The organism is Thioalkalivibrio sp. ALJ3, assembly GCF_000377205.1.
Classification (GTDB): Bacteria; Pseudomonadota; Gammaproteobacteria; order Ectothiorhodospirales; family Ectothiorhodospiraceae; genus Thioalkalivibrio.
The window spans coordinates 455,637-473,501 of record NZ_KB897905.1; the positions used below are offsets into that span (position 1 = coordinate 455,637).

The following is a 17,865-nucleotide window of genomic DNA, read 5'->3' on the forward strand; positions in this document are numbered from 1 at the left end:
GTCCGGCCCTGGCGGCCGGCGCCTATCGTACTGGCTTGCCCACGGCAGGTACACCGAACCGTTATCATGACGCGGCACCTTCCCAAGGACATTCCTGATGCCCGAGCGCTTTCACGATCTGCCGTGGCCAGATAACCCGGATGGGTCGCCCCGAAAGGTGGGCGTGGAGATCGAGATGGCTGGCGTTTCGCTCGAGCGCATGGCGGAGGCGATCCGCACCGAGTTTGGCGGCCAGGTGCGCTGTGACAACCCGTTCGTCGCCCGGGTCTGCGATACGGACCAGGGCGATTTCCAGGTCGAACTGGACGCCCGGGTACTGAAGGACCGGGCCTATCGCAGCCACCTGCGGCGGCTGGGCATCGAACTCGACGACACCGACGAGGCCGCGCTGGACCGCTGGCTGGCCGATGCCGCCGGGCGCCTGGTACCGCACGAGATCGTCGCACCACCGATACCGGCCTCGGCACTTCCCCGCCTGGACCGTGTACGTGCCGTACTGCAGGAAGCCGGTGCCCTTGGGACCGAGCGCTCGTTGCTCTACGCCTTCGGGCTGCAGCTCAATATCGAGGTCCACAGCACCGATGCCGCCTGGATCCTTGATGTCCTGCGGGCCTTCCTCCTGCTGTACGAGGTGCTGACGAACGCGGGCGAGATCGACCTGGCCAGGCGCCTGTCGCCCTACATCCGCGCGTTCCCCGGCACCTTCGTCCGCGAGACCCTGAACCCGGACTTCCAGCCGGGCCAGGGGGGACTGATCGACCATTACCTCGCACACAACGCCACGCGTAATCGGCCGCTGGACATGCTTCCGCTGTTTGCCGAGCTGGACCGGGACCGCATCAACGCCGCCCCGGTGGAGCATGAACTGATCAAGGCCCGGCCCGCGTTCCACTATCGCCTGCCCAACTGCGAGATCGACGACCCCGAATGGAGTCTGGCCCACCCCTTTAACGGCTGGGTCGAAGTGGAACGGCTCGCCGCGGACCGGGAACGCCTGCAGCGGATGAGCCGCGAATACCTGGAACGTCCCACTCAGGCACTGGGTCGCTGGGCCGATGACTGGGCCAGGAGGCTGCGTGGCTGGTTCTGAATACGAGGCCCTGAGCGACCCCGAGCCGGCGCGGCGTCCAGTCGTCGCGATCACCGGCCCCGACCAGGGTGGAGGCCCCGCCTGGCTGTTTACCGCGCTGGCCGTCTGGCGCGCCGGCGGGCGCCCCCTGCGCGTACGCCCCGGCAAGCCGCGCCCCCATTGCGCGTTCGACGCACTGGTGGTCGGGGGCGGTGCGGATGTCGATCCCCAACTGTACGGGGAGTCGCTGCCTCAGGGCCCGAACCCGGAGGCCATTCGCGGCGCGGAACGCCGCCTGTCGCAACGACTGATCGGGTACCTGTTCTACCCCGCGCTCTGGCTCCTGAGGCGGCTGTTCCAGTCGCACGGCGGCGTACTGGACGTGGAGCGTGACCGGCTGGAAAAGGCATTGATCCATCGCGCGCTGGACGAGCACCGCCCGGTACTGGGCATCTGCCGCGGGATGCAGCTGATCAACGTGGTGCGCGGCGGGACGCTACAGCAGGATCTAGCCGAGTTCTATGTCGAGACCCCGCAGGCGCGCAGCCTGCTTCCGGTCAAGCCGGTCATGCTCGATAGCCGCAGTCACCTGGCCCAGATACTGGGCGAAGGCGCGATCCGTGTGAACGCGCTGCACAATCAGGCGGTGGACAGGCTGGGCCGGGGGATGCGCATCGTCGGACGCGAGGAGACGGGCGTCGTTCAGGCGATCGAGGCCGAGCATGGCTGGTGCATCGGCGTGCAATGGCACCCAGAATACCTCCCACAAAAACGCCGCCACCAGCGCCTGTTCCGGGCACTGGTGGCCGCCGCCCAGCCGCTGTGATCAGGCTTCCAGCGCCCGTGCCGGGCCAAAGAACTCGAAAAAACAGCGTTCCTCGGGCACGCCAAGCTCGCGCAGCTGCTGGCGAACCTGCCGCATGAACGGCGTCGGCCCCAGAAAGTACACGTCGACCTCGGTGCGATGCGGGAGCCACTCGGCGAGCTTGTCCCGAGTCAGGAAGCCGGTCGCGTCGGCGGCATCCTCGTTGGCAGGCTCGCTGTAACAGAAGTACGGACGCAGGTGATCGTGCTCCCGTGCCCGCGCCTCGACCTGCTCGCGAAAGGCATGGACCCCACCGTGGCGGGCGCAATGGATGAAGTGCACCTGGCGTCCGGCCTCCAATGCCGGGTCCAGCATGGCCATGGTCGGGGTAATCCCCACGCCCGCCGAGATCAGGGCCAGCGGACGATCGCTTTCGCGCAAGACGAAATCTCCGGCCGGCGGGGTGAGTTCCAGTACATCGGCCTCCTGGATGCGGTCGTGCAGAAACCGAGATACCCGGCCTTCCGGCTCCCGTTTCACGCTGATGCGCAACCCGTGCGCGCCCGGCGGGATAGAAAGCGAGTAGTTTCGGCGCAGCTCTTCGCCATCAATATCGACCTTCAGCCCGATGTACTGGCCGGGCTGGAACGGGGGGACTGGCCCGCCGTCCTGGGGCTCCAGATAGAACGAGGTGATCTCCTCGCTCTCCGGCACCTTGCGCCGCACGACAAACGAACGCAGTCCGCGCCAGCCGCCCGCCTGCGCCTCGGCCTGCTGATAGGCATCCTCCTCGGCAGCGATCAGGATATCCGCCAGCTGCTGGTAGGCCGCACCCCAGGCCTCCAGCACGGCATCGGTCGCGATCTCCTCGCCCAGCAGCTCGCGCATTGCCCGCAGCAGGCACTCGCCCACAATCGGGTAGTGCTCCGGCTGCACCTGTAGCGACACATGCTTGTTCACGATCTGCCCGACCAGCGGGCCCAGGGCCTCCATCTCGTCGATGTGCCGCGCGTACTGCAGCACCGCATTCGCCAGCGCCCGCGCCTGCTGGCCGCTCGCCTGATGCGCCTGGTTGAACAGGGGCCGCACCTCTGGGTAATCGCGAAACATAATGCTGTAGAAGTGGCGGGTCAGGTCTTCGCCCCCGGATTCCAGGATGGGGACGGTCTTCTGGATAATGGACTTGTGGTCGTCCGACAGCATGTATCTCTCCTTATGTTGTATTGTGTGTGCAGCTTTATACGGGAGCGGCAACCCACCGTCAAACGCCGTATTTCTAACGCACCTTAAAGCCGGGTACCGGCACCTCAGGCGCCTGCCTCTGTCACGGTGGTAAACTGCGCGGCCGCATTCCTGAACAGCCAGAACTGCCATGGATACCCATACGGCCCATTCCGTAGCCCATGTCCTGATCGAGGCGCTGCCCTATATCCAGCGCTTCGCGGGCAAGACGATCGTGATCAAGTACGGCGGCAACGCCATGACCGAGGACCACCTGAAGGCCTCGTTCGCGCGCGACATCGTGCTGCTCAAGCAGGTGGGCGTGAATCCGGTGGTGGTGCATGGCGGCGGGCCGCAGATCGGCCAGCTGCTGGAACGGCTGGGTAAGCAGACGGAGTTCGTCAACGGCCTGCGTGTGACCGACCGTGAGACCATGGACGTGGTGCAGATGGTGCTCGGCGGGATCGTGAATCAGGAGATCGTCTCGCTGATCAACCGCTTCGGCGGGCGCGCGGTGGGCCTGACCGGCAAGGACGGCCAGATGATCCGCGCAAACCCGCTGCGCGATTACGGCGCCTCGGAGGGGCAGCCCACCGTGGACCTGGGCCATGTGGGCGAGGTCGAGGGCGTGGACCCGGCGATCGTGCATACCCTGGACGAAAGCGACTTCATTCCGGTGATCGCGCCGATCGGCTTCGACCGCGACGGCAAGGCCTACAACATCAACGCCGACACCGCGGCCGAGAAGCTCGCGGTGGTGCTGGATGCGGAGAAGCTGTTCCTGCTGACCAACACCCCGGGTGTACTGGACGGCAACGGAAAACTACTACCCAAGCTGACGGCCCCGGAAGTGGACGAGATGATCCGGGACGGGACGATCCACGGCGGGATGATCCCGAAGATCCGCTGCGCACTGGATGCCGTGCGCAGCGGCGTCAACGCCACGCATATCGTCGATGGCCGTGTGGAGCATGCCGTGCTGCTGGAACTCCTGACCGACGAAGGTGTGGGGACCCTGATCAGCCGCTAACGACAGTTTCTAACCGTCGCCGTCCATTACAAGCCGCTGATAATCCTCGCGGTCCAGGTCCAGCCGCTGCTGAATGGCAGACAGGCGGTCTTGCTGCCCCTGCCGGTAGGCACGTTCGCGCGCAATGCGTTCTTCCAGGTCATCAAGCTGGGCCTTGAACCGCTCCCGTGACGACGCCGATTCGCTGTCGGCATACTGCTGACGGATACGTTCGCGTTCCCGCAACAACGTCGTTTCCTGCGCCTCGGAACGCGCGATATCCCCGCCGATAGCGGACTCGCGGCGCGCACGAAGTTCCTCGATTTCCTCAAGGTTTTCGTAGGCCTGTCTTAACTGATGCGCGCGCGTGGCCCGGTCGGCCCGGGCCTGGCGCGCGGCCTCCAGTTCCTGCTGCGCCTGCTCCTGTTCGGCGCGGGCCTGCTCGCGCTCCTCGAGGGTGGGGGGAGCAGGTATGATCTCCCGCATAAGACCACGGGAATCAAACACGCGCCGCTCGCGCTGGCTGGCCTCTGGCTGTGGGGTGTTCGAGTAATGCACCGTGCCGTCATCATCGACCCAGCGATAGATTTCCGCATGAGCCGGCAGCGCCAGCACCAGCGCCACCAGGCCCCAAAAAACGCCGCGCCGCCACACGGAATCGCGCTTTCCGCCCCCTGACATGACCATACTCGAACACCTCGGCCTGCTCTTCATCGCCATCCTGGCGAATGGATTCTCCGCCCTTGCGGGCGGCGGGGCCGGCTTGTTGCAGTTGCCGGTCCTCATATTTCTGGGGCTCCCCTATCCCGTCGCCCTGGCCACACACAAGATCGCCACCGTTGCGCTTGGCGCCGGGGCCAGTCTGCGGCACCTCAAGCAAAGCACATTCGAACCGGCTCGCCTAGCCGTCATTCTTGCGGCCGGTCTTCCCGGGGTGCTGATCGGTGCGTGGCTGGTGCTGGAAATCCCCCCGCGGGCCGGCGAGATCGCCCTGGGCCTGCTGACCGTCGCCCTGGGCTGGTACTCCTGGCGCCGGCCACAGCTGGGCCAGGCCGTGCGCGAGACGGACAAGACCCTGCAACACGCCCTGATCGGAGCGCTGGGCCTGTTCATCATCGGCATCCTGAATGGCTCGCTGGCCTCCGGCACCGGGCTCATGGTGACGCTCTGGCTGGTGCGCTGGTACGGCATGAGCTACACCCAGGCGGTCGGTTACACAATGGTACTGGTGGGGCTTGTCTGGAATGGCGCCGGGGCACTGCTGCTCGGCACCTTCGGCACGGTCCAGTGGGACTGGCTGCCGGCACTGCTGATCGGCAGTTTTATTGGCGGCTATCTGGGGGCAGCACTGGCTCACCGCTACGGCAATCGGCTGGTGAAGCGCACCTTCGAGGTGGTCACCGTGCTGACCGGGATCGCGCTGCTGGCACCGGTGCCCTGATCAAGCGCGAAAGCACACACGAAAAGAAGCCCCGCACGAGGCGGGGCTTCGGTTAGCGGCACATCCAGCCAGCGGTCAGGCCGACTTGGCCTCGCGTTCGGCCTTGGCTTCCGCCTTGGCCTCGTCGCTGTCGTCGTAGCCGATATTCGGCGCGAGCCAGCGCTCGGCCTCCTCGAACGACATGCCCTTGCGCTGGGCATAGTCCTCGACCTGGTCGCGGTTGATCTTGCCCAGACCGAAGTAGCGCGACTCCGGATGGGCGAAGTACCAGCCAGACACGGCCGAGACCGGCAGCATCGCGTAGCTCTCGGTGAGCGTCATGTCCGCATGCTCGTCGGCCTGCAGCAATTCCCAGAGCGTGCCCTTCTCGGTGTGCTCGGGGCAGGCCGGGTAGCCCGGGGCCGGACGGATGCCCTGATACTTCTCGTCGATCAGGTCCTCGTTTTCAAGCGCCTCGTCCGGGACATACCCCCAGTAGTGCTTGCGCACGTACTGGTGCATGCACTCGGCAAAGGCCTCCGCCAGACGATCCGCCAGGCTCTTCACGAGGATCGCGTGGTAGTCGTCGTTGGCCTTCTCGAACTCCTCGGCCTTGGCATCGACGTCACCACCGGCGCTGACCGCGAAGGCCCCGATGTAGTCGGGACCGCCGACGTCCTTCGGCATCAGGAAGTCAGCCAGCGAATGGCTGGGCTGACCACGGCGCTTCTCGGTCTGCTGACGCAGGTGGTGCAGCTTCGTCAGCACCTTCGATCGGCTCTCGTCGGTGTAGACCTCGATATCGTCGTCATTGACGGTGTTCGCCGGGAAGAAGCCGACCACACCGCGCAGGGTGGCCCACTTCTCCTCGATCATGCGATCGAGCATTTCCTGGGCATCCTTGAACAGCTTGCGCGCCTCTTCGCCCACCTTCTCGTCGTCGAGAATGCGCGGGTAGGCGGCGTGCAGCTGCCAGGAGTGGAAGAACGGCGTCCAGTCGATGAAGTTCTTGACCTCGTTCAGGTCGAAGTCGTCGAAGCGCAGCAGCACGGAGCCGTCGCCATGCGGGTGCAGCAGCTTCGGCTCGCCCGGCAGCTTGTCGGTCTCCAGTGCCTTCGGCTTGGTCGGGGAGTAGCTCGACCAGTCGATCTGCGGCTTGTTGGAACGCGCCTTTTCCAGCGAGAGCCACTGAACCTTCTTCTTGCGGCCGGCCGTCTGGATCCGCAGCTTCTCGTACTCCTCGCGGATCTCGGCGGCGTAGTTCTCGCGCAGCTCGGGGCTGATCAGGCTCTGCGCCACACCCACCGCCCGCGAGGCGTCCTTCACCCAGACCACCGGGCCGGAATAGTTCGGTTCGATCTTCACCGCGGTGTGGGCACGCGAGGTGGTGGCTCCGCCGATCATCAGCGGGGTCTTCATGCCTTCGCGTTCGAGATCGGCGGCGAAGTTCGCCATCTCCTCCAGCGAGGGGGTAATCAGGCCGGACAGACCGATCACGTCGACGTCGTGCTCCCTGGCCGCCTTCAGGATCTCGGCACCGGGCTGCATGACTCCGATATCGATGACCTCGAAGTTGTTGCACTGCAGCACCACACCGACGATGTTCTTTCCGATGTCGTGGACGTCGCCCTTAACAGTGGCCATCAGGATCTTGCCGTTGTTCTCGGTGCCGGTCTTCTCGGCCTCGATGTACGGGATCAGATGGGCCACGGCCTTTTTCATCACGCGCGCGGACTTGACCACCTGCGGCAGGAACATCTTGCCCTCGCCGAACAGGTCGCCGACCACGTTCATGCCGTCCATCAGCGGGCCCTCGATCACCTGGATCGGGCGGTCGTAGGCCTGGCGCGCCTCTTCGGTGTCATCCACCACGTAGGTGTCGATACCCTTGACAAGCGAGTGCTCGAGGCGCTTGGTGACGTCCCATTCGCGCCACTCGAGGTTCTCTTCCTTCTTGCCGCCGCCCTGGCCCTTGTACTCCTCGGCCAGATCGAGCAGCCGCTCGGTCGAATCGTCGCGACGGTTCAGGACCACGTCCTCCACCGCTTCCTTCAGCTTTTCGTCGATGTCGTCGTAGACCGCCAGCTGGCCGGCGTTCACGATCCCCATGTCCATGCCCGCCTTGATGGCGTGGTACAGGAACACCGCGTGGATCGCCTCGCGCACCGGTTCGTTGCCGCGGAAGGAGAACGACACGTTGGACACGCCGCCGGAGACCAGCGCGTGCGGCAGGTCGTTCTTGATGCGGCGGGTGGCCTCGATGAAGTCCACGCCGTAGTTGTTGTGCTCCTCGATACCGGTCGCGACCGCGAAGATGTTCGGGTCGAAGATGATGTCCTCGGCCGGGAAGCCGACCTTCTCGGTCAGCAGCTTGTAGGCCCGGGTGCAGATCTCGACCCGGCGGTCCTCGTTATCGGCCTGGCCGTCCTCGTCGAAGGCCATAACCACAATCGCGGCGCCGTAGCGGCGGCACAGCTTCGCCTGTTCGATGAAATTCTCCTCGCCCTCCTTCATGGAGATCGAGTTGACCACCGGCTTGCCCTGCACGCACTTCAGGCCCGCCTCGATGATCTCGAACTTGGAGGAGTCGATCATCACCGGGACACGGGCGATGTCCGGCTCGCCGGCCAGCAGGTTGAGGAAGCGGACCATCGCGTCCTGCGACTCCAGCATCCCCTCGTCCATGTTGATGTCGATGATCTGGGCGCCGCCCTCGACCTGGTTCAGCGCGACTTCCAGCGCGACGTCGTATTCCTCGTTCTGGATCAGCCGCAGGAACTTGCGCGAGCCGGTCACGTTGGTGCGCTCGCCGACGTTCACGAACAGCGAGTCGTCGGTGATGTTGCACGGCTCGAGGCCCGACAGACGGCAGGCCGGGGCGATCTCCGGCACCTTGCGCGGCGGGTGCTTCTCCACCGCCTCGCGCATCGCGCGGATGTGCTCCGGCAGCGTGCCGCAGCAGCCGCCGATGATGTTCAGCATGCCCTGCTCGGCCCAGGGGCCGACGTCGTCGGCCATCTGCTCCGGGGATTCGTCGTAGTCACCGAACTCGTTTGGCAGACCGGCGTTCGGGTGCGCGGAGACATGGGTGTCAGCAATGCGCGACAGCTCTTCCACGTACTGGCGCATCTCTTTCGCGCCCAGCGCGCAGTTCAGGCCGATGGAGACCGGGTTCGCATGACGCACCGAGTTCCAGAAGGCCTCGGTGGTCTGGCCAGACAGGGTACGGCCGGAGGCGTCGGTGATGGTCCCGGAGATCATGATCGGGAGGTCCTTCCCGAGCTCGTCTTCCAGAGTCTTCACCGCGAAGATCGCGGCCTTGGCGTTCAGGGTGTCGAAGACCGTCTCGATCAGCAGCAGGTCCACGCCGCCCTCGACCAGGGCCTCGGCGGCCTCCTTGTAGGCATCGACCAGGGTGTCGAAGTCGACGTTGCGTGCGCCCGGGTCGTTCACGTCCGGGGAGATCGACGCGGTGCGGTTGGTCGGACCGAGGATGCCGGCGACAAAGCGCGGCTTGTCCGGGGTCTTCTCCGTCCAGGCGTCGGCGGCCTTGCGCGCGAGCTTCGCGGATTCGCGGTTCAGCTCGGGGACCAGGTCCTCCATGTGGTAGTCCGCCATCGCGATGCGGGTACCGTTGAAGGTGTTGGCCTCGATGATGTCGGCGCCGGCCTCGAGGTAGTCGTTATGGATCTGCTCGATGATGTCCGGACGGGTCAGCGACAGCAGGTCGTTGTTGCCCTTCAGGTCGGACTCCCAGTCCTTGAAGCGCTCGCCGCGATAGTCGGCCTCCTCCAGCTTGTACAGCTGGATGGTCGTGCCCATCCCGCCGTCCAGGATCAGGATGCGCTCTTTCAGCGCCTTCTCGATGTCATTTCGCGTTGCCGTCATGTGCGGTACACCATTGTGTTGAATGGATTCATGGTCGTGGCCGGGCGTTCACGCCCGGCGGGAACCCTACCCCGGGACAGAGTTCCGGATTGTGCTGTACAGGTCCGGCCTCCTGTTTTGCGCCGGTCGCGAGTCGTGTCACGATAGCCATATGCAGGAGCACCCGATCCGTTGGTTTGTTACGGCCCCGCAGGCCTGTCCCTATCTGGACGACCGCGAGATGCAGAGCCTGCTGGTCGACCCCGCAGTCAACCTGGGCGGGGCACGCTACGGGCAACTGCTCGCCGAAGGCTTTCGCCGCAGTGGACAGTTCGTCTATCGCCACCACTGCCCGACGTGCGCGGCCTGCGTGCCGGTGCGTATCCCCGTCGCGGACTTCGCGCCCAACCGCAGCCAGCGCCGGTGCCTGAAACGCAATCATGATCTCGCGGTCACGATTACACGGCCACCGGACCAGCCGGGGCATACCCCCTGCGCGGATCTGGACGAGCACATGCCGCTGTTCTCGCGCTATCTCGCCCATCGCCATACCGGCGGCGGCATGGAACGCATGGGGCGCGACGATTACGCGGGCATGCTCAGCCACCGCAACGGTCCGGTGGATATCCTCGAATTCCGCCGGGACCACACCCTGGTGGCCGTTGCACTCACCGATCGCACCCCGCAGGGGCTGTCGGCCATGTACAGTTTTTTCGATCCGGAGACCCCGGAACGCGGACTGGGCACCCTCGCCGTGCTTACGCAGATCGCGCATGCCCGGCGGCTGCGCCTGCCGCATGTCTATCTCGGGTACTGGATCGACCAGGCCCCGAAGATGGCCTACAAGACCCGCTTCCGGCCCATCGAGGGCCGGGTGGGCGGAGTCTGGAAGCGTCTGACGGCCTGCGCATAGCGGCCGACGGACACCCCCGGCCGGCTTACTCGCCCGGCTTGCGGAAGCGGAAGATGCCCCAGGTCAGATAACCCGAGTTGCCGCCATCCACCCAGTGCTGAAGCCCCTGCTTCATGCGGTCGATGTAGTCCTGGGAGATATAGCCACGCAACTCCTCTTCACGCGACTCCAGTTCCTGCTTCACACGACCATAATGCGTCGCGATCTGGTTGGAGTGCTCCTCGAAGCTGACCTCGTAGAGTCCCGCTTCCTTGGCCGCCTCGCGATAGAGCGAGGGGCTGGCCAGCGAGTCGAGGTGGATGCGGGCCAGGATCGGATCAAGCACGCCATCCGGGCAGTTGTCGGTCTGCATCGGATCAGTGAAGATCAGCCAGCCACCCGGCTTCAGCACGCGCGCGGCCTCCTTGATCACTTCCTTTTTCTTGTCGTTCTGGCTGTGCAGGAACGAGTCCTCGGACCAGACGACATCGTAGGAGGCATCCGGCTCGTCGACCTTCTCGAAGGAGCCGTCGACCACGGTGATCTTGTGGTCGAGATGACGCGCCTTGTTGATCTCGCGATCGCGCTCGTTCTCCTTCTCGGAGAGGTTGAGCGCGGTTACGTCACAGCCGTAGTTCTCGACCAGATAGCGGGCCACGCCACCATAGCCGGCGCCCATGTCGAGCACGCGCCATTCCGGCTGCGGCTCGCCGAGCAGGTCGGACATGTGCGCGACGGTGCGCCGGCTGGCGTCACCGATCGGCTCGCCCTGGTACTCGTACATGCCGATGTGCAGGTCTTCGCCACCCCACACCAGCTTGTAGAAGGTATCGGCGTCTTCGCTGTTGTAGTAGTCGCGCGCCGTCTCGACGACGTCGGAATACTGAGTGCTCATCGGTTCTCGTCCTCGATGTAACGCTTGTCGGCGACGTGGATGAAGAAGTCCGGATCCGTCTCGCGGTAGGTCTCCTGGAAATCGCCGTAGGTCTCGATCTGCTGGAAGCCGACCTCGCGCATCAGGCGACGCACATAGGCCTTGCGCAGCGGGAACATGTTCAGGAAGTACTCGGAGCCATCCGGGAAGCGGTACTGGAAGCGGGCCAGGCCTTCATCCACATGCGCCGGCTGCACCTGAACGTCGTCGCCACAGTAGTAATACGTATGCTTGGACGAGTAGCCGTGGTCCATGATGGTGTCGTAGTTGCGTTGATCGAGGATCAGCACGCCATCGTGGTTCAGGGCGGAGTAGAACTCCGCCAGGGCCTTGCGGCGGTCGTGTTCGTTGAACAGGTGGGTAAAGGAATTACCCAGGCAGACCACCGCGTCGTAACGGCCGTAGATGTCGCGGTTCAGCATGCGCCAGTCGGCCTGCACGGTGCGCAGGATGTGGCCTCGCTTGCGACCGTTCTCGAAGGCCTTGGCCAGCATCTCCGGGCTGCCGTCGGCAGTGACCACATCGAAACCCGCCTCGCGCAGCTGCACGGAATGGAAGCCGGTACCGGCCGCCACGTCCAGCACGCGCTTGGCGCCGCGCTTTTTCAGCTCCTCAATAAAGAAGGTGCCTTCGCTCTTGGCGCGGTTGTCCCAGTCGATCAGGTCATCCCACTTGTCAACAAAACCGGTGGTGTACTCGTTGCGATAGTTCTCGGTATCGCGACGCTCGGTCGGCTTCTCGCCGAAATCCTGATCATTCTTGATGTTCGCGGACATGCTGATTCCTCTTGGCTGTGCTGCGTTATTCACGCGGTCCAGCCGACCTTCGGCCGGACCGCCGGAACCAAGCCCACCGGACGCCGTCGCGCACCTCGCTCGGGCGGCACATCGACGATGATCCGGACCGGGCTGACTGCGCCCGGCGATCAGGCGTCCTCTCCCGCAGGCGCGTTGTCGGGCAGCGCCTGCGGCCGGCCGAAGCCGGTTTTCCCTCGCATCCGAAGGGCAGTCGAGCCCGGATGCCGAACCGTGGTCTGGCGGATCCAGCCGCCTGGTTCGGGGAAACGGTAACGGCGCCTCGCAACGCGTCGGGTCGCGGGCGATTGGTTCCGAAATCGTTTTTATACCCTGAAGGTTTTGCACAAAAATTACAAGTTGGCGGCCGCCATGGGGCGCTCGCGCACGGGCCACCCGGCCGGGCGAGCTTCGCTATAATGGGGGTTTTGATCCGATTCCAGAGGCCCCCCGAATGACCGCCAGCCGCCCCGTCCGCCGAGCCCTGCTGTCCGTATCCGAAAAGACCGGCGTGGTCGAACTCGCACGCGCCCTGCACGAGCGAGGCGTCGAGCTCCTGTCCACCGGCGGCACCTCGCGGCTGCTGGCCGAACAGGGCCTCCCGGTAACCGAGGTTTCGCAGCACACGGGCTTCCCCGAGATCATGGACGGACGGGTCAAGACCCTGCACCCGCGGATCCACGGCGGCCTTCTGGGGCGGCGCGATGTCGATGCCGCGGTGATGGCGGAGCAGGACATCGCACCGATCGACCTGCTGGTGGTCAACCTGTATCCGTTCGAGGCCACCGTCGCCCGTCCCGGCTGCACGCTGGCGGAGGCGATCGAGAACATCGACATCGGCGGACCGGCGATGCTGCGCGCGGCGGCCAAGAACTATCGCGACGTGACCGTCGCCACCAGCCCGGACCAGTACGGCGCCATCGTCGACGCCCTGACCGAGCACGGCGAGGTCCCGGCGCATCTGCGTTTTCGCCTGTCGGTGGCGGCCTTCGACCATGTCGCCCGCTACGACGCGGCGATCAGCAACTACCTCTCGGCGCTGGACGAGAACGGCGAGGCGGAACTCTTCCCGGGTCAGCTCAATGCCACCTTCGAGCGTGTCGAAGCCCTGCGCTACGGCGAAAACCCGCACCAGCGCGCCGCGTTCTATCGCGATCCCGCGCCGGCACCCGGCTCGCTGGCCAGCTACCGCCAGCACCAGGGCAAGTCCCTGTCCTACAACAACCTGGCCGATGCCGACGCCGCCTGGGAATGCGTGCGCCAGTTCGAGGCCGGGGCCTGCGTGATCGTGAAGCATGCGAACCCCTGCGGCGTGGCCGTCGCCCCGACCCAACTGATGGCCTACGAACGCGCCTTTCAAACCGACCCCACCTCGGCCTTCGGCGGCATCATCGCCTTCAACCGCCCGCTGGACGGCGACACCGCGCACGCGATCATCAGCCGCCAGTTCGTGGAGGTAGTCATCGCCCCGGAGATCACCCCCGGTGCACTGCGTGCCCTGTCCACGAAGAAGAACGTGCGGGTGCTGGAGATCCCGCCCGCGGCGACCGCCCCGGGCCTCGACTACAAACGCATCGGCGGCGGGCTGCTGGTGCAGGATGCCGACCGTGGCTCGCTCGGCGATGTGGATTTGAAGACCGTGACCGCCCGGGCGCCGTCGGAACAGGAAACCAAGGACCTGTGCTTCGCCTGGCAGGTCGCGAAGTACGTGAAATCGAACGCGATCGTCTATGCGCGTGACGAACAGACCATCGGGGTTGGCGCCGGGCAGATGAGCCGGGTCTACTCCGCACGGATCGCCGGCATCAAGGCAGCCGACGAGGGCCTGCAGGTGGCCGGCTCGGTGATGGCCTCGGACGCCTTCTTCCCGTTCCGCGACGGGATCGACGCGGCCGCCGAGGCCGGCATCACCGCTGTGATCCAGCCGGGCGGCTCGATGCGCGACGAAGAAGTGATCGCCGCCGCCAACGAACACGACATCGCGATGCTGTTCACCGGCATGCGCCACTTCCGCCACTGAGGTCCGTGATGAACGTACTCGTTATTGGCAACGGCGGCCGCGAGCATGCCCTGGCCTGGAAACTCGCCCAGTCCCCACGCGTGCAGCGGGTGCTGGTCGCCCCCGGCAACGCCGGCACCGCGCGCACGGACAAGTGCGAGAACCACGCGGTGGACGTCACCGACATCGATGGCCTGCTGGCCCTGGCCGAACGCGAGGACATCGCGTTCACCGTGGTCGGCCCGGAGGCACCGCTGGTTGCCGGCGTGGTGGATGCCTTCCGCGCCGCCGGGCGCCGCTGCTTCGGCCCCACGGCAAAGGCCGCGCAGCTTGAGGGCTCCAAGAGCTTCGCGAAAGACTTCATGCAGCGCCACGGCATCCCCACCGCCGCCTACGGCAGCTTCGAGGACGAGGCGGCCGCGCTGAACTTCATCCGGGCCCACGGGGCGCCGATCGTGGTCAAGGCCGACGGCCTGGCCGCTGGCAAGGGCGTGATCCTGGCGCAGACCGAGGACGAGGCCCGCGCTGCGGTGCGCGACATGCTGGCCGGCAACGCCTTTGGCGAGGCGGGCCATCGTGTGGTGATCGAGGAGTTCCTGCGTGGCGAGGAGGCGAGCTTCATCTGTATGGTGGACGGCGAGCATGTGCTGCCGCTGGCCTCCTCGCAGGACCACAAGGCGCGTGACAACGGCGACCAGGGTCCGAACACCGGCGGCATGGGTGCCTACTCGCCGGCCCCCGTCGTCACGGACGAGTTGCATGCGCGCATCCTGCGCGAGGTCATCGAGCCAACCGTACGCGGTATGGCCGCCGACGGCGAACGCTACACCGGCTTTCTCTACGCCGGCGTGATGATCGACGCCGACGGCAACCCGAAGGTGCTGGAATTCAACTGCCGCTTCGGTGACCCGGAGACCCAGCCGATCCTGAGCCGCCTGGAATCGGACCTGGCCGACCTGATCGAGGCGGCGCTGGACGAGCGACTGGACCAGATTGAGGCGCGCTGGGATGCGCGCGTGGCCCTGGGCGTGGTACTGGCGGCCGGCGGTTATCCAGGCGCCTACCGCAAGGGCGACGTGATCACCGGCCTCGAGGCCGTGGAGCACGACCCCGAGGCTTATGTATTTCATGCCGGGACCGCAACACGCGAGGACGGCTCGGTCGTAACCGCGGGCGGGCGCGTGCTTTGTGTAGTAGGCCTCGGGAACGATGTGCAGTCTGCACAGCAAAAGGCCTACGAAGCCGTGCAACGGATCCACTTCGAGGATATATACTGCCGGACCGATATCGGCTATCGCGCCGTCGCTCGCAAGGGGTAAACCCGGGGCGGCGGCTCAAACTTTGATCCTGGAGACCGCCTGATGGCCGCCCCCGAAGTAACGCACCTGCCCCACCTCCCCAATGATGTGGAGGGCCTGCGGCAATCGATCCGTGATGCCGTCGTTCGCGTAGTGGGAGAAGACCCGCGCCAGGCCACCGACCGTGACTGGATGGAGGCCCTGGCCTTCGCCATCCGCGAGCGCATGGTCGAACGTCGCCTGTTGACTCGGCGCCAGTTCGCCGAAGAAGACGTCAAGCGCGTCTATTACCTGTCGATGGAGTACCTGATCGGGCGCATGCTCGAGGCGAACCTGCGCAACATGGGCATCCTCGACGAGGCGCGCCAGGCGATGTCCGACCTCGGCGTGGACCTCGGCAAAATCCTGGACCTTGAAGACGATGCGGCTCTGGGCAACGGAGGTCTCGGTCGGCTGGCCGCCTGCATCCTGGAATCGCTGGCCACCCAGGGCTACCCCGGTTATGGCTACGGCATCCGCTACGAATACGGCATGTTCCGCCAGGAGTTCGAGCCCTACCGCCAGGTGGAGCACCCGGACAACTGGCTGCGCTACGGCAACCCCTGGGAGTTTCCGCGCTCGGACCGCAAGTTCTCGATCCATTTTTACGGCTACGTGGTCGAACACCACCACCCCAATGGCGAGACCCGCTACACCTGGGAAGACGGGGAGGAAGTCCTAGCCATGGCCTACGACTATCCGACGGCGGGCTATGGGCGACGCAACGTCAACAATCTGCGCCTGTGGGCCGCGAAGGCGACCCAGGACTTCGACCTGCGCTACTTCAACGAAGGGGACTATATCCGGGCGGTCGCGGACAAGAACCAGTCCGAAACCATCTCCATGGTGCTGTACCCGAACGACGCCACCGCGATCGGCAAGGAACTGCGCCTGAAGCAGGAATACTTTTTCGTTTCCGCCTCGCTGCAGGATGCTCTCGAACGCCATCTGGCGCTGGGCTACCCGCTCGACGCCCTGCCGGACAAGGCCGCGATCCAGCTGAACGATACCCATCCGGCGATCGCCGTAGCCGAACTGATGCGGCTGCTGATCGACTGCCACGACCTGCCCTGGGATCGTGCCTGGGATCTCACCCGGCGGGCCCTTGCGTATACCAACCACACCCTGATGCCCGAAGCGCTGGAGACTTGGCCGGTACCACTGATGCAGCATGTGCTGCCGCGCCACATGGGCATCATCTACCAGATCAATCACGACTTTCTGGAGGAGGTGCGGCACCGCTACCCAGGCGACAATGAACGTCTGGAGCGCCTGTCGATCATCGACGAGGAAGGCGAACGCCGGGTCCGCATGGCGCACCTGGCGGTAGTCGGCTCGCACCACATCAATGGCGTGGCCGCACTGCATACGCGCCTGCTGCAGGAAACCCTGTTCGAGGATTTCTACCAGCTCTGGCCGGAACGCTTCGTCAACGTGACCAACGGCGTGACGCCGCGGCTGTGGATGATCCAGTCCAACCCTGCGCTGACCGAGCTCCTGGGACGCCGCATCGGCAACGACTGGCAATACGACCTGGAGCGCCTGCGGGCCCTGGAACCCTACGCCACCGATCCGGAGCTACAAAAGGAGTTCATGGCGGTAAAGCGGGCCAACAAGGTCCGGCTCGCAGAGCTGGTGCGCGAACGCACCGGGGTTGAGTTGAACCCGGATGTGCTGTTCGACGTCCAGGTGAAGCGCATCCACGAATACAAACGCCAACTGCTGAAGTTGCTGCACGTGATTGACCTGTACCGCCGCATCCGTGCCGGCGAGGACGTCCCGTCGCGCGTGGTGCTGTTCGGCGGCAAGGCAGCCCCGGGCTACGCCCGCGCCAAGGCGATCATCCAGGTGATCAACGAGGTGGCCGATATCGTGAACCATGACCCGGCCGTCGGCGATCGCCTGAAGTGCGTGTTCTTCCCGAACTACGAGGTCAGCGCCGCCAGCATCATCATTCCCGCCGCGGACATCTCCGAGCAGATCTCCACTGCCGGCTTCGAGGCCTCCGGCACGGGCAACATGAAGCTGGCCCTGAACGGGGCCCTGACCATCGGCACGCTGGATGGCGCCAATATCGAGATCCGCGATGCCGTCGGCGACGAGAATGTCTTCATCTTCGGGATGACCGCCGACGAGGTTGTGGAACACCGCGCCAGCGGCGAGCAGCCGTCCGCCATCCTGGAACGTACACCCGGCCTGGCGGCTGCCGTGGACATGATCGAGTCCGGGTTCTTCACCCGCGACGATCCGGAGACCCACCGCGATCTCGGGCGCTACCTGCGCGAGGACGACCGGTTCTTCGTGCTGGCCGACTATCAGGCCTACGCGGAGGCCTGCGATCGAGCGGACGCCCTGTATGCGGATACGTCTGCCTGGGCCGAGGCGGCGATCCACAACGTCGCGCGCATGGGCTTTTTCTCCATCGACCGCACTGTACGCGACTACGCCAACCAGATCTGGGACATCATCCCGGAGCCGGTGACCCCATCCAGGACCAACGGCGCCGCATGATGGCGCA

Annotated in this window: 13 protein-coding genes; 8 read left to right on the forward strand and 5 right to left on the reverse strand. The window is 65.4% G+C overall.

Features of this window, described 5'->3' with window-relative positions:
- The first annotated feature begins 97 nt into the window (after positions 1-97).
- Positions 98-1,090 (forward strand): amidoligase family protein, encoded by a 993-nt coding sequence (locus C935_RS0102235; RefSeq protein WP_018860885.1) that lies wholly within the window; start codon positions 98-100, stop codon positions 1,088-1,090.
- Positions 1,056-1,895, forward strand: a complete 840-nt coding sequence (locus C935_RS0102240; RefSeq protein ID WP_369771384.1) for a gamma-glutamyl-gamma-aminobutyrate hydrolase family protein — start codon at positions 1,056-1,058, stop codon at positions 1,893-1,895. Before C935_RS0102235 ends, C935_RS0102240 begins: the two co-directional genes overlap by 35 nt.
- On the opposite strand, the gene hmpA is transcribed toward C935_RS0102240, so the two are convergent.
- Positions 1,896-3,077 (reverse strand): NO-inducible flavohemoprotein, encoded by a 1,182-nt coding sequence (gene hmpA, locus C935_RS0102245; protein WP_018860887.1) that lies wholly within the window; start codon positions 3,075-3,077, stop codon positions 1,896-1,898.
- Between the two features lie 169 nt (positions 3,078-3,246).
- Between hmpA and argB the strand changes: the two genes are divergently transcribed.
- Positions 3,247-4,125 (forward strand): acetylglutamate kinase, encoded by an 879-nt coding sequence (gene argB / locus C935_RS0102250; RefSeq protein WP_018860888.1) that lies wholly within the window; start codon positions 3,247-3,249, stop codon positions 4,123-4,125.
- Between the two features lie 9 nt (positions 4,126-4,134).
- Here the strand turns inward: argB and C935_RS0102255 are convergent, their stop codons facing one another.
- A complete protein-coding gene (locus tag C935_RS0102255; RefSeq protein WP_018860889.1) occupies positions 4,135-4,791 on the reverse strand; it encodes a DUF4124 domain-containing protein in 657 nt (218 codons plus the stop codon).
- On the opposite strand from C935_RS0102255, the gene C935_RS0102260 reads away from it, so the two are divergent.
- Positions 4,784-5,545 carry a sulfite exporter TauE/SafE family protein gene (locus tag C935_RS0102260; RefSeq protein ID WP_018860890.1) on the forward strand — a complete coding sequence of 254 codons (762 nt, stop codon included), beginning with the start codon at positions 4,784-4,786 and terminating at the stop codon, positions 5,543-5,545. The genes C935_RS0102255 and C935_RS0102260 overlap by 8 nt on opposite strands.
- A gap of 75 nt (positions 5,546-5,620) precedes the next feature.
- Here C935_RS0102260 and metH read toward each other — a convergent pair whose 3' ends face one another.
- A complete protein-coding gene (gene metH / locus C935_RS0102265) occupies positions 5,621-9,412 on the reverse strand; it encodes a methionine synthase (protein WP_018860891.1) in 3,792 nt (1,263 codons plus the stop codon).
- Positions 9,413-9,563: 151 nt separating this feature from the next.
- On the opposite strand from metH, the gene C935_RS0102270 reads away from it, so the two are divergent.
- Entirely contained in the window at positions 9,564-10,304 is a 741-nt protein-coding gene (locus C935_RS0102270; RefSeq protein ID WP_018860892.1) for an arginyltransferase, read from the forward strand.
- 25 nt (positions 10,305-10,329) lie between these two features.
- On the opposite strand, the gene C935_RS0102275 is transcribed toward C935_RS0102270, so the two are convergent.
- Together C935_RS0102275 and C935_RS0102280 are read right to left on the reverse strand one after the other, a co-directional pair.
- The gene (locus C935_RS0102275) at positions 10,330-11,178 is read right to left on the reverse strand and encodes a methyltransferase domain-containing protein (protein WP_018860893.1); all 849 of its coding nucleotides are present in this window, start codon (positions 11,176-11,178) and stop codon (positions 10,330-10,332) included.
- On the reverse strand, positions 11,175-11,993 hold the full coding sequence (locus C935_RS0102280; RefSeq protein WP_012981594.1) for a class I SAM-dependent methyltransferase: 819 nt from the start codon (positions 11,991-11,993) through the stop codon (positions 11,175-11,177). Before C935_RS0102280 ends, C935_RS0102275 begins: the two co-directional genes overlap by 4 nt.
- Positions 11,994-12,465: 472 nt before the next feature.
- Here C935_RS0102280 and purH point away from each other — a divergent pair, with 472 nt between their 5' ends.
- The 3 genes from purH to C935_RS0102295 are packed head-to-tail and all read left to right on the forward strand — an operon-like array spanning position 12,466 to position 17,858.
- Positions 12,466-14,031: a bifunctional phosphoribosylaminoimidazolecarboxamide formyltransferase/IMP cyclohydrolase gene (gene purH / locus C935_RS0102285; RefSeq protein ID WP_018860894.1), complete on the forward strand. Its 1,566-nt coding sequence runs from the start codon at positions 12,466-12,468 to the stop codon at positions 14,029-14,031.
- 8 nt (positions 14,032-14,039) lie between these two features.
- Positions 14,040-15,329 carry a phosphoribosylamine--glycine ligase gene (gene purD, locus C935_RS0102290; protein WP_018860895.1) on the forward strand — a complete coding sequence of 430 codons (1,290 nt, stop codon included), beginning with the start codon at positions 14,040-14,042 and terminating at the stop codon, positions 15,327-15,329.
- 42 nt (positions 15,330-15,371) lie between these two features.
- Positions 15,372-17,858 carry a glycogen/starch/alpha-glucan phosphorylase gene (locus tag C935_RS0102295; protein WP_018860896.1) on the forward strand — a complete coding sequence of 829 codons (2,487 nt, stop codon included), beginning with the start codon at positions 15,372-15,374 and terminating at the stop codon, positions 17,856-17,858.
- Positions 17,859-17,865: the final 7 nt, after the last annotated feature.

Bases quoted from the DNA above. Each gene is read 5' to 3' on its own strand.
- C935_RS0102235 (WP_018860885.1), top strand. From the start codon at position 98: ATGCCCGAGCGCTTTCACGATCTGCCGTGGCCAGATAACCCGGATGGG.
- C935_RS0102240 (WP_369771384.1), top strand. From the start codon at position 1,056: ATGACTGGGCCAGGAGGCTGCGTGGCTGGTTCTGAATACGAGGCCCTG.
- hmpA (WP_018860887.1), bottom strand. From the start codon at position 3,077: ATGCTGTCGGACGACCACAAGTCCATTATCCAGAAGACCGTCCCCATC.
- argB (WP_018860888.1), top strand. From the start codon at position 3,247: ATGGATACCCATACGGCCCATTCCGTAGCCCATGTCCTGATCGAGGCG.
- C935_RS0102260 (WP_018860890.1), top strand. From the start codon at position 4,784: ATGACCATACTCGAACACCTCGGCCTGCTCTTCATCGCCATCCTGGCG.
- C935_RS0102255 (WP_018860889.1), bottom strand. From the start codon at position 4,791: ATGGTCATGTCAGGGGGCGGAAAGCGCGATTCCGTGTGGCGGCGCGGC.
- metH (WP_018860891.1), bottom strand. From the start codon at position 9,412: ATGACGGCAACGCGAAATGACATCGAGAAGGCGCTGAAAGAGCGCATC.
- C935_RS0102270 (WP_018860892.1), top strand. From the start codon at position 9,564: ATGCAGGAGCACCCGATCCGTTGGTTTGTTACGGCCCCGCAGGCCTGT.
- C935_RS0102275 (WP_018860893.1), bottom strand. From the start codon at position 11,178: ATGAGCACTCAGTATTCCGACGTCGTCGAGACGGCGCGCGACTACTAC.
- C935_RS0102280 (WP_012981594.1), bottom strand. From the start codon at position 11,993: ATGTCCGCGAACATCAAGAATGATCAGGATTTCGGCGAGAAGCCGACC.
- purH (WP_018860894.1), top strand. From the start codon at position 12,466: ATGACCGCCAGCCGCCCCGTCCGCCGAGCCCTGCTGTCCGTATCCGAA.
- purD (WP_018860895.1), top strand. From the start codon at position 14,040: ATGAACGTACTCGTTATTGGCAACGGCGGCCGCGAGCATGCCCTGGCC.
- C935_RS0102295 (WP_018860896.1), top strand. From the start codon at position 15,372: ATGGCCGCCCCCGAAGTAACGCACCTGCCCCACCTCCCCAATGATGTG.